Genomic DNA, 10,830 nt, shown 5'->3' on the forward strand with positions numbered 1-10,830 from the left:
GGTCTTGACCGGGGCGCGTGCGCCCCAGGCCGAGCCCAGGATCAGGCGGACCTGTTTGCCCTCGTCTTCGAGGAGGGGCAGCGCCTCGCGGCCGTGATGCTCGAAACTCGCCGTGGTGTCTTCCGCGTGGTCCGGCAGCGCGACCCAAGTCTGGATCCCGAAAGCGGTGCCGGGCCGGCGGCGCATTTCCTCGCTGGTGCGTTCGGAATGGGTGACGCCATTGCCGGCGATCATCCAGTTCACCTCGCCCGGGTAGACCATCTGGTCGGCGCCGGTGCTGTCGCGGTGATGGAACGCGCCCTCGTAAAGATAGGTGACGGTCGCGAGGCCGATATGCGGATGCGGCCGCACGTCGATGCCACCGCCGGTCAGGAATTCTGCCGGGCCCATCTGGTCGAAGAAGATGAAAGGCCCGACCATCTGCCGCTTGGGCGCGGGCAAGGCGCGGCGAACCTCGAACCCGCCAAGATCACGCGTGCGGGGAATGATGAGGGTCTCGATGGCGTCGAGGCCGCTGGCTTCGGGGCAATCGGGGGTCTGCGTGGGATTCCAGCTCATGGTGCTTCTCCTTCAACCAAACAGGTCACAGCGGCCGCAGCAGGTGGCGAACGATCGGTGGCCGGTCGCCGATATGGAACGCGTTCAGCAGGTCCTGATCGAGCGCATCGGTGTGGGTGACACGCGCGTGCTGGCGCTGATGCTCGATCCAGCTTTCGACAACAAAGCTTTCGATGACCCGGCCCGGTTGGGCGACGTCCTCCCAAACATCCCAACGAATCGCGCCGTCGCGTTGCCGGACTGAGCGAAAACGGTGCAGTGCGGCGATAAAATCAGCCTGCCGTTGCGGGGTGATGCTGTATTCGATCTCGATCAGCACCGGGCCACGGTCGTTGGCCAGCGGGATGGAGACCACAGGCTCGGCCCAGTGGTTCGATGGAGAGAGATCGGTTGCCGCATCTATCGGCAGCCGCCAGCGCAACGCCAGAAGGATCGTTAGTGCCAGGCCGGCAGCGGCAATCGTCAGGGCGCCGGTCACGCTCGAGCGGCTCGCAAGCGTTCCCCAGAGAATGCTGCCGCTCGTCATCGCGCCCTGAAGCACCAGCAGGTAGACAGCGAGCGCGCGGGCCTTGACCCATCCGGGCGAGGCCATCTGCGCTGCGACGTTGAGCGAGGTGAGCATGCCGATCCAAGCGAGGCCTGCGGCAAACATCACCGCCCCCGCGAGCCAGCCATTGGGCACTAGCGCCRGTGCCAGGGTCGCAGCCGCAAACAGCAGCGTCGCCCAGATGGAAATCGTGTTGGCTTCCACCGTCTTGCGCAGTCGTTTCAGAAGCAGTGCGCCGACAACGGCACCAGCACCCATGCAGCCCAAAAGCGCGCCATAGCCGGCCGCATCGAGCCCCAGTTCACGCCGCCCCACCAGCGGCAGCATCGCCCAGAGCGCGCTGCCGAACAAAAAGAAGCCCAGGGTGCGGACCAGGACCAACCGCATGGCCGGGGAATGCCGCGCATAGCGATAGCCGGCCCTCAGCGCGCCGAAGAAGTGTTCGGGTGGCAGGCTGCGAGCGGTGGGCGCGCGTTTCCATGTCACAAGCACGATCAACACCGCCAGCACCGACAAAGCGTTGAGCGCGAAGACCGCCGGAACGCCAGCCATCGCCACGATCACTCCGCCAAGCGCCGGACCGATGGCGCGCGAGATGTTGACGCCGAGGCTGTTGAGCGCCACTGCATCGGGCAGGGTGGGCTTGTCCACCAGTTCCGGGACGATGGCCTGAAACACCGGCGCGCTCAGCGCCGCCGCCACGCCGAGAACAAAGGTGGCCGCGAGCAGCACCCACGGAGTGGTCAGCCCCTGAAGGGTCAGAACGGCGAGAGCGGCTGCGGCAGCAAGGCCGAGGATCTGCGCGGTCAGCAGCATTCTGCGCCGGTCCACGATGTCGGCCATGGCCCCGGCGGGCAGCGCCAGCAGAAACATCGGAAGCGTTGTGGCGGCCTGCACCAGAGCCACTAGAAACGGGCTTGGCGACAGCGAGGTCATCAGCCAGCCAGCACCTACATCATGCATCCAGGTGCCGATGTTCGAGATGATTGTGGCAATCCACAGTGCCCGGAAGACCGGGAAACTCAGCGGGCCTCTGGCGGGCAGCGTTGTATCTTGGAGAGACATCTCGRCTCCTTTCCGGCGGAACGTGGGACCGCACCGGCTTGAATATTGTGAAGGCGGGTGAGGCGCGCCCTTGCCGCTCATCAGCGAGGTCGAGAAGTTGCTGACGGCGCTACACCGCCCAGCAGCCACAGCCAAAGGCGCCCCAGAAGCTGCGGACGTCCGCAGCGGGGACATTCGCGCCAAGTGCCGCTGCATGGTCGTGACCATGCACTCCGCAACTTTGCGAACAACCGCAGCTCATCGCCAGCTTCGCCTGTGTCTCCGGCGTTCTGTAGTAGCCACCGAACGTCGCGACCGGCGACCAGTCAGGCATTGGCGCGGGCAATGCGGGGGCGAGTGGGCCGTAGTCGCCCTCACCATGCACGACCTTGCCGCCCAGTACCGTCAAAACCGAGCGCAGGTGCACGATCTCGGCCTCAGGCACCGTGAAGTAGTCGTCCGACAGCAAGGCAAAATCAGCAAGCTGGTCGATTTTGATCTGCCCTTTTTTGCCCACCTCGCTGGAAAACCACGTATTCGCCTCGGTCCAAAGCCGCAGCGCGGTCTCCCGGTCCAGACGGTTGGCCGCCGGATAAAGCCGCGTGCCGCCCAGCGTCTGCGAGGTCACCAGCCAGGACAGCGAAACCCAGGGGTTGTAGCTGGCTACCCGCGTGGCATCGGTGCCCGCGCCAACGGGCAAGCCTGCTGCAAGCATCTTTCGGATCGGCGGGGTATTCTCCGCAGCCTTGGCGCCGTGACGTTCGATAAAATACTCGCCCTGGAACATCATCCGGTGCTGAACGGCAATCCCGCCGCCGAGCGCGGCGATCCGATCAATCGAACGGTCGCTGATCGTCTCCGCGTGGTCGAAGAACCAGTTGATTCCTTGCAAGGGGACGTCCCGGTTCACCTTCTCGAAGACGTTGAGCGCGCGCGAGATCGTCTCGTCATAGGAGGCATGCAGACGCCAAGGCCATCGGTTCTCTGCAAGCAGGCGGATCACTGGCTCCAGATCGGTCTGCCGCGTGGAATTGATCTGATAGTCGGGATCGAGCTTTGGCCCTTTCGCCAGCGTCGAATAGAGAATTGTCGCATTGGGCTGAGCCAGCAGGAGGCCGGTAGGGTTTCCAGCGGCATCGCGCGCGATCTCGCCGCCCGGCGGGTTCGGCGTGTTCTTGGTGTAGCCTACCACCCGCAGCGCTGCGGCGTTCAGCAGCGCCCGGTCGTAAAGATGCAGAATGAAGACCGGCGTATCCGGGGCGATGGCGTTCAACTCGTCAAGCGTCGGCAGGCGCTTTTCGGCGAACTGGTACTCGGTGAAACCGCCGACCACGCGCACCCATTGCGGGGCGGGGGTGCGGTCCACCTGGCGCTTCAGCATCGCCATCGCTTCGGAAAGCGAGGGCACGCCGTCCCAGCGAAGTTCCATGTTGTAGTTCAACCCGCCGCGGATCAGATGAATGTGGCTGTCGATCAGGCCGGGGATCAGGCGGCGGCCCTTGGCGTCGATCACAGTCGCCTCGGGCGCGGCRGTGCGCGCCTCCGCCTCGGAGCCGACGGCGAGGAACTTGCCATCCCGGATCGCCACGGCCTCGGCCGCAGGGTTCTGGCGGTCGAGCGTCGTGATCTTGGCATTGACGATGATCAGGTCTTTCCCGGACATTGCTGTTCTCCTTGCGGGCGCTGTGATTGCATTCGTCACAGAACGAGGGGTGGGGCCCGAACGAGATCCAGCCAGGCGGCAAGCAGGAATCCCCCGGCCAGACCGAGATGTTCGAAAAAGGCGTTCGCGTCCGCGTGCCGCGCCTCGCCTGCAGGCCGCTCCCAGAACCGCAGCGCGATCAGGGTGGACAGTAGCGTGAATCCGGCCAGCGCCAGCGCACCGAGCCAGCGCAGGAAGCCCGTCATCACCATCGCTGAGGCGACTAGCTCAAGCGCGATCACCAGAACCGCGAACAGAACGGGCGGGGCCAGCCGGAAGTGAGCCATCTCGGCGACGGCGCCGGGGAAATCGGTCAGCTTCACCAGCCCGCCCTGGATATAGGCCGCGCAGAGCCCCAAATGCGCGAGAAACAGGATCGCGATCGAGAGTGCGCTCCCCGGCTCAAGGTTGAATGACATCGGACCACTCCGGATGTTTGTGAGACTGCGCACGAACGAAGGGGCAGAGCGGCATGATGCGATAACCCTTGGCACGAGCATCCGTGATCAAGGCTTCAACCAAGCTCGAGGCAGCGCCCGTGCCGCGCAACGTGTTGGGAACGAGGGTGTGATCGGCAATGACCAGCACATCCGAGACCTTCGAGATGGTCAGTTCGCCTTCGCCCTCCAATCGGTCAATGCGAGCAACAAAGCGGCTTGTGGCCCTGATCCTGATAGGAAATTTGAACGGCAGGTTTCTCAGCCAATTCAGCCTCCGTGAAAATGAAAGGGAGGCAGCGGCCTGGCCGGACCAGGCTGCTGCAGGAGGGGCTCAGGCCGCCGGATTCGGGCCGACGGTCTTGCCGTGGCCCACACGCTCGGGCCCCTTGTGGACCATGGTGTAGGCGTAATCGACACCCATGCCGTATGCGCCCGAATGCTCCTTCACGATGGCAAGCGTGGCGTCATAAGTCGCCTTGCGAGCCCAGTCGCGCTGCCATTCCAGCAGAACCTGCTGCCAGGTCACTGGCACCACGCCGACCTGCACCATCCTGTCCATCGCGTATCCATGAGCCTCGACGGAGGTCCCGCCCGAAGCGTCAGCTACCATGTAGATCTCGTAATCGGTGTCCTTGAGGCACGACAGCGCAAAGCTCAGGTTGCAGACCTCGGTCCAAAGACCCGAGACCACAATCTTCTTGCGACCCTGCGCGGCATGTTCGGCCAGCGCGTTGCGCACGTTCTGGTCGTCCCACGAGTTCATCGAGGTGCGTTCCAGCAATTTGTTGTCTGGATAGACCGCAAGTAACTCAGGATAGGTGTGACCGGAGAAGCTGATCGTCTCGACCGTCGTTATAGTTGCAGGAACACCGAAGGCTTTGGCCGATTTGGCCAGCGCCACGACATTGTTCTTCAGAATTTGGCGGTCTATAGACTGCACACCGAAAGCCATCTGTGGCTGCTGGTCGATGAAAATCACTTGGCTGTTCTGCGGGGTGAGCAGTTCAAGTTTGTTGGACATAAGAAATCTCCGCTATGGGAAAGTGGGTGTGCTTGACTACCTCGTCGGCGTTATGAGGACGACGAAGAGGCAAACGATCGCATTGTGATCAGCGCCTCTTCCAAGAGGCTGGCCGTCCCAGGCCAGATCAGCCTGCTTTGCCCGGCACTGGCGTGTTGAGCATTTGCTGCTCCCACAGATACGCAATGCCGCTTCCGGCAGAGTGCTGAACCAGGATTTCGGTCAACCCAGGGGCGGTGTCCATCCGCGCCCAGTCACGTTGCCATTCACCTGCAAGCGCAAACCAGGTCATGAGGTTGACGCCGGCCGCGGCCATGCGTTTGAGGGCTACTTCGTGCGCCTCCACAGATACACCTCCGGATGCATCGGTGATCACCGTCACGTCCCAGCCTTCTCCAGCAGCCTGAATTGCCGGCATCGCAACGCAGATTTCGGTCCAGAGGCCGGCTATAATTAGTTGCTTCCGGCCCGTCGCTTTGACTGCATCAACTGCCTTTTGATCTTCCCAGGTGTTGATGAAAGTACGGTCGATCACCTCCTGTCCCGGAAAAACATCGGTGATCTGAGGGAAGATGTATCCACCGCGATCGGCGATCACACTGGTGAGAATGGTGGGAACACCGAAGACCTTGGCCGCCTTGGCCAGAGCAGTCGTGTTGTTGACGACTAACTGCGGCTCGTGGCTGTGCAGGTTCGCGAGCTGGAAGGGCTGATGGTCGATCAGAACCAACACCGAGTCTTCGGGTCGAAGAAGCGAGGCAAGACCGTTACGAAAAGCCATGATGTCCTCCTTAGCTGAGGTTGAAAGTGGGCTCGTCGTAAAGGCGCTCCGCCTCCGCCGATGCCTCAGTGGTGGCGGAAATCTAGCGAACGTTTTTGTAGAGCGCGGCGCTGAAGCTGCCGTGAAGGTGCCAATCTTGCTTCTTTCGAACTTTGTCTTATGCAATGGCCAGCTGAACTCTAAGAGGAATAAGAACTAAACCGGTGGTGAGACAGTTGGGCGGCTTGGCTGAAGGGGTCGGATTGGTCTCTGCACCGCCAATTCTCTGGTCTGGCGGCTGCCGGCTGAGATCACGCGGCTGAAGCAGCTTGAAGAGGAGATCGTAAACCCCGCCTTCTGGCAAACAGTATCGGAGCAAAGCGGCCGACGCTCCAATCACCACTGAATGAAGTTCAGCGGCCGCCCGAGGCGGCCAGGAACAGTGGGTACGCGCGACCCGGGCCTTCAGCTAGAAGGCTCGCGACGATCTGGTGGGAGGATAATGTGACGTTAGTGCGTGATACACGGGCCGAGCATCCGTTCCTGATTACGACGTGCCCGCCCAGCCGGAGACAGCGACGAGTCGCGGTTTACATGCTGGTGGTAGTGGCTGGCGCGCTATTGGTCACCACACCGGTTGCGCGCGTTTCGCTGGCGAACACCGAAATCCTTCTGCCGGCTTATGCCGCTGCAGTTTTCCTCAACGAATTGATCACCGCAGTCCTGCTGCTTGCGCTGTTTTCGCTGCAGCGTTCGCGCGCCGTTCTCGTCCTTTCGATTGGTTACCTCTTCTCCGGACTGATGGCCGTGCCATGGGCGCTCACTTTCCCTGGCGTGTTCGCATCTCTCGGCCTCCCGGATCCGGGACTGCAAAGCACCGCTTCCATTGCCACGCTGCGTCGCGTCGGCTTCCCGCTCTTCGTGCTCGCCTATGCGCTGCTTAAGGATTTGGATCCTTCTGTTCGAAATTCGCACGCTCCGGTACGGGGGACAATTTTTCGAAGTATTGCCGGGGTAGTTACAATCGCATGCGGTTTCACCTGGCTCATCGTCACGGGTGACGACGCGCTGCCGCGGTTTATGAGCGACACCCGGAATGTCTCCGAGCTATGGCAGTACGTTCCAGCTACGGCAGTGTTTCTCTACCTGACTGGTCTCATCGTCCTCTGGCGCCGTCAGCGCTCGATGCTCGATTTCTGGCTGATCATTGTGCTTTGCACACTGCTCATCGAGATCATTCATCTCTCATATCTCAGCGCTGGTATTCGCCTTAGCGTTGGCTGGTGGGTAGGACGACTTTATGGACTCGCCTCCGCAAGCCTGGTCCTGCTCGTCCTACTTTCGCAGACCACAACGCTCTACGCTCGACTCGCTCGTTCGGTTTCGGCGGAGCGTCGTGCGCGGGAGGAGCGACTAATGACGATGGAGGCTCTGTCTGCCTTGATCGCGCACGAGATCAACCAGCCAGTGGCAAGTATGGTTACAAATGCCGATGCGGGCTTGCGATGGCTTGGAAGAGAGAGTCCCTCTCTCGAAGAAACGCGCGCGGCGCTGGAGCGTATTGTGAGCGACGGCCATCGCGCCGGTAATGTGATTAAAGGCATCAAAACGATGTTCAAGAAAAGCGCGCAGGAACGCGTTCCGCTGAACTTGAACGACCTCATACGTGATGTCCTCAGGCGCAGTCAGGGCGAGGCGCAGCTTGGCCGCGTATCCATGGAAGCTGAGCTCGATGAGCAGTTGCCGCTCACAACCGGCAACCGGATCCAGCTCCAGCAGGTCGTGTCGAACCTGATCTCGAACGCAGTCGAGGCCATGAATTCCGTGACCGACCGGCCACGAGTCCTCCGTGTCAGATCCGAACAACACGCTCCTGACAGTGTTCTGGTGTCCTTGGGAGATTCGGGAGTCGGGCTGGATCCGGAACACAAGGACCAGATCTTCGAGCCATTTTTTACGACCAACGGCGACGGGATGGGCATGGGCCTGATGTTTTGCCGGTCGATCGTCGAGGCGCACGGCGGACGGCTATGGGCGACGGATAACGTTCCGCATGGCGCCATCTTCCAGTTCATCCTGCCACACAACGAGAAGGGGCGACCGCGATGAATTCCGAGCAATCCGTCGTCTTCGTCATCGACGACGATCCCTCCATGCGCGAGTCCCTCGAGAGCTTGCTTCGCTCCATCGGTCATGCGGTACAGGCATTTGCGACGGCACAGGAGTTTCTGCTCAGCGAGCGACCCAATGTGCCCGGCTGCCTGGTGCTCGATGTCAGACTGCCGGGACAAAGCGGGCTCGAATTCCAACGTGAGTTGACTCGTTCGGATATTGAGCTTCCGATCGTCTTCATCACCGGCCATGGCGACATCCCGATGTCTGTGACTGCGATGAAAGCGGGGGCCATCGAGTTTCTCACTAAGCCGTTCCGTGATCAGGATTTCCTCGACGCGGTCCACAGGGGTATCGATCTCCACCGGGATCGCCGAACAAAGACGGCAGTTCTCGCGGATCTGAGGGAACGCTTCGGCTCGCTAACGTCGCGCGAGCGAGAAATCATGGTGCTGGTTGCCGCCGGTCAACTGAACAAGCAGATTGCCGCGGAACTCCAGCTCAGCGAAATCACGGTCAAGGTTCACCGAGCTCAGGTAATGCGCAAGATGCACGCAAAGTCGCTGCCCGATCTTGTGCGGTTGGCCGACATGTTGGCCCTCGATATCACAAAGCTCTAGCCGGCCGAAACCACAGTATAATTGTACCAATCAATCTAATTTCCCATTCCTTCCGTGGTGCAGGAGGCTCCTGCGTGGCCACGGGCAGCCGCGCAGCAGCCACCTCACAGCAGCCGAAGCTGAGGGAAATGTGGAAATGTCTGCCAACCTGATTTCTATTGTCGATGATGATGAGGCGGCCCGTGAGGCCGTTGTGAGCCTCGTCCGGGCATTGGGATTCACCGCTGCAGCGTTCCAAAGCGCCGCCGAATTTCTGAAATCCGGTTGTTTGCTGCGGACGGACCTTTTGATCGCAGACATGTGGATGCCCGGCATGACGGGGTTCGAGCTCTGCCGTCACCTCATCGCTGCGGGCAAACCGATCCCAACCATCCTTATCACCGCCTATCCCGACGATGTAGGCCGCGCACGCGCCTTGAGTTCGGGGGTCCATTGCTATCTGGCGAAGCCGCTCGAGCCGGACGCTCTGCTGGGCTGCATCCGTTCGGCCTTCGTCACCCGATAGGGGGACCCGTATGAGCTGGAACCCAGCCATCGGACCGGCCTGTCCCGATAAGGACCGCATAGGCTGAGCCAGTCGACGGTCGGGATGAGCACATAGCTTTGCCGCACTCGCCGGTACCGGCAAGTAGCCATTTCATAGGAGACGCAGCAATGACCGTGCCTGCCTATTCCACTTTCACCCGATGGTACGGCGAGGGCCGACAGGCGTCCTATGTGCGTACATGGAAATCCCCCGGCAGAACCCTCGATCTCCTCGAAATGGCGCGACCGGCGGGGGATATGCACCGCCCAGCCATGCCGGATCTGGTACTGTATCAGGACCTTCTGGGTGGCAGCCGTCTTCGCGGCGACACGGGTGGGGGGTATGTCGATGTGACAAGCGAAAAGGGCGCGCTCTATCTCGCTGCGCCCAACTTCGCCCTTACGTCCATCGTCGACACCAGCCATCAGATTCGCGCCCTGTCCTTTCCTTTGGCGCACTGGCAGAAAATGCTCGATGAAGCCGCCGACCGCCTTTTCACGTTCGAATTCTCTCAACTTTACAGAGGGTCATTCCAGTCGCCGGCCATCCGATCAGCGCTCCGGAACCTGTGGGCTCTGAGTGAAGAGGAGGGGGCGCCATCGCGTCTATTGGCGCAGGCCGCAGGCTGCGAGATCCTGGCCGAACTGTGCCGGTTGAGTGGGGCACCGTTCACGCCTGCAAAGGGCGGCCTTGCCCCGTGGGCGCGACGGCGGTCTCTGGAGCTGATCCGGGCGCGGCTTTCGGAAGACATCAGCCTCGACGAACTGGCAGCCGAGGCGCGGCTCTCGCCATTTCATTTCGCGCGCATGTTCAAGCATAGCGTCGGCGTGCCGCCGCGGGTCTATCTGACGCGACTGAGAATGGAGAAAGCCTGCGAACTTCTTGAGATGACGGACCTTCCAGTCACAGAGATCGCCCACGAGGTCGGATACTCGTCGAACCAGGTACTGGCCCGGATATTCGTCAAGCATCGGCACATGAGCCCGACCGACTATCGTCGGGCAGTTCGCGATCCATTGCGCTCTATCGAGCTGTCGTGAGGTGAAATGGTGCCGCCTGCCGGCGCCAGTCCGGTCGGGCTCAAGCGGATGTCAAAACAAGGAGCGCTCCAATCTCTGCCGCCAGCTCGCCTACCGGCTGCGGCTCGGGTGACGAGGGCGGCAAGGCCCAGGATGCCCGGATCAGTGAGCATCTGCAGGATCTTGATCGTAGCGGCTGTTGATGCAGCCGGCGTTGAGGACGTCGCGAGGGAAGTTTGGCTGAACCCGTTAACAAGGAGGCCCTTGTATGGGTGTAATGCGCTTCATCATGCAGCACTGGCAGGAGCGCCAGCGGCAAGTCGATATCGAAGTACTCTGGCCGGCATGTCTGCGTAACTCGCGCGACATTGACTGTGCCCGGCGTGCCTTCACGATCCACGCTCTGAACGACCCGGCATGGGCGGTGCTCGGCACCGTCGAGATCCTGCGCCAGGTCGCCCTGCTCCCGCCACCCGAGGAT

Annotated in this window: 12 protein-coding genes; 5 read left to right on the forward strand and 7 right to left on the reverse strand. The window is 61.6% G+C overall.

Annotation, left to right across the window (positions count from 1 at the left end):
* The 7 genes from AC1DRP_RS32650 to AC1DRP_RS32680 all read right to left on the reverse strand — a co-directional run.
* Positions 1-558, reverse strand: a 558-nt coding sequence (locus AC1DRP_RS32650; RefSeq protein WP_476770677.1) for a pirin family protein, incomplete at its 3' end; no start/stop codon positions are given.
* Between the two features lie 25 nt (positions 559-583).
* Positions 584-2,170, reverse strand: a complete 1,587-nt coding sequence (locus AC1DRP_RS32655) for an MFS transporter (protein ID WP_476770678.1) — start codon at positions 2,168-2,170, stop codon at positions 584-586.
* Between the two features lie 109 nt (positions 2,171-2,279).
* Entirely contained in the window at positions 2,280-3,812 is a 1,533-nt protein-coding gene (locus AC1DRP_RS32660) for an amidohydrolase (RefSeq protein ID WP_476770679.1), read from the reverse strand.
* A gap of 35 nt (positions 3,813-3,847) precedes the next feature.
* Entirely contained in the window at positions 3,848-4,270 is a 423-nt protein-coding gene (locus AC1DRP_RS32665) for a DoxX family protein (RefSeq protein ID WP_476770680.1), read from the reverse strand.
* Positions 4,254-4,481: a GNAT family N-acetyltransferase gene (locus tag AC1DRP_RS32670; RefSeq protein WP_476770681.1), complete on the reverse strand. Its 228-nt coding sequence runs from the start codon at positions 4,479-4,481 to the stop codon at positions 4,254-4,256. The genes AC1DRP_RS32665 and AC1DRP_RS32670 overlap by 17 nt, the downstream gene beginning before the upstream one ends.
* A gap of 141 nt (positions 4,482-4,622) precedes the next feature.
* Positions 4,623-5,312 carry a hydrolase gene (locus tag AC1DRP_RS32675; RefSeq protein ID WP_476770682.1) on the reverse strand — a complete coding sequence of 230 codons (690 nt, stop codon included), beginning with the start codon at positions 5,310-5,312 and terminating at the stop codon, positions 4,623-4,625.
* A 127-nt stretch (positions 5,313-5,439) separates the two neighbouring features.
* Complete coding sequence (locus AC1DRP_RS32680) at positions 5,440-6,093, reverse strand: hydrolase (RefSeq protein ID WP_476770683.1); 654 nt, start codon at positions 6,091-6,093, stop codon at positions 5,440-5,442.
* Positions 6,094-6,666: 573 nt separating this feature from the next.
* Between AC1DRP_RS32680 and AC1DRP_RS32685 the strand changes: the two genes are divergently transcribed.
* The 5 genes from AC1DRP_RS32685 to AC1DRP_RS32705 all read left to right on the forward strand — a co-directional run.
* Entirely contained in the window at positions 6,667-8,181 is a 1,515-nt protein-coding gene (locus AC1DRP_RS32685) for an MASE4 domain-containing protein (protein ID WP_476770684.1), read from the forward strand.
* Entirely contained in the window at positions 8,178-8,804 is a 627-nt protein-coding gene (locus tag AC1DRP_RS32690) for a response regulator transcription factor (RefSeq protein ID WP_476770685.1), read from the forward strand. The genes AC1DRP_RS32685 and AC1DRP_RS32690 overlap by 4 nt, the downstream gene beginning before the upstream one ends.
* A 136-nt stretch (positions 8,805-8,940) precedes the next feature.
* Positions 8,941-9,309 (forward strand): response regulator transcription factor, encoded by a 369-nt coding sequence (locus tag AC1DRP_RS32695; protein ID WP_476770686.1) that lies wholly within the window; start codon positions 8,941-8,943, stop codon positions 9,307-9,309.
* Positions 9,310-9,458: 149 nt separating this feature from the next.
* Positions 9,459-10,370 (forward strand): helix-turn-helix domain-containing protein, encoded by a 912-nt coding sequence (locus tag AC1DRP_RS32700; RefSeq protein ID WP_476770687.1) that lies wholly within the window; start codon positions 9,459-9,461, stop codon positions 10,368-10,370.
* A 247-nt stretch (positions 10,371-10,617) separates the two neighbouring features.
* A partial coding sequence (locus AC1DRP_RS32705; protein ID WP_476770688.1) for a hypothetical protein occupies positions 10,618-10,830 on the forward strand: 213 nt, incomplete at its 3' end.

This window comes from Allobosea sp. 01N443 (assembly GCF_056399325.1).

Bases quoted from the DNA above. Each gene is read 5' to 3' on its own strand.
- AC1DRP_RS32685 (WP_476770684.1), top strand. From the start codon at position 6,667: ATGCTGGTGGTAGTGGCTGGCGCGCTATTGGTCACCACACCGGTTGCG.
- AC1DRP_RS32700 (WP_476770687.1), top strand. From the start codon at position 9,459: ATGACCGTGCCTGCCTATTCCACTTTCACCCGATGGTACGGCGAGGGC.
- AC1DRP_RS32680 (WP_476770683.1), bottom strand. From the start codon at position 6,093: ATGGCTTTTCGTAACGGTCTTGCCTCGCTTCTTCGACCCGAAGACTCG.
- AC1DRP_RS32675 (WP_476770682.1), bottom strand. From the start codon at position 5,312: ATGTCCAACAAACTTGAACTGCTCACCCCGCAGAACAGCCAAGTGATT.
- AC1DRP_RS32695 (WP_476770686.1), top strand. From the start codon at position 8,941: ATGTCTGCCAACCTGATTTCTATTGTCGATGATGATGAGGCGGCCCGT.
- AC1DRP_RS32665 (WP_476770680.1), bottom strand. From the start codon at position 4,270: ATGTCATTCAACCTTGAGCCGGGGAGCGCACTCTCGATCGCGATCCTG.
- AC1DRP_RS32690 (WP_476770685.1), top strand. From the start codon at position 8,178: ATGAATTCCGAGCAATCCGTCGTCTTCGTCATCGACGACGATCCCTCC.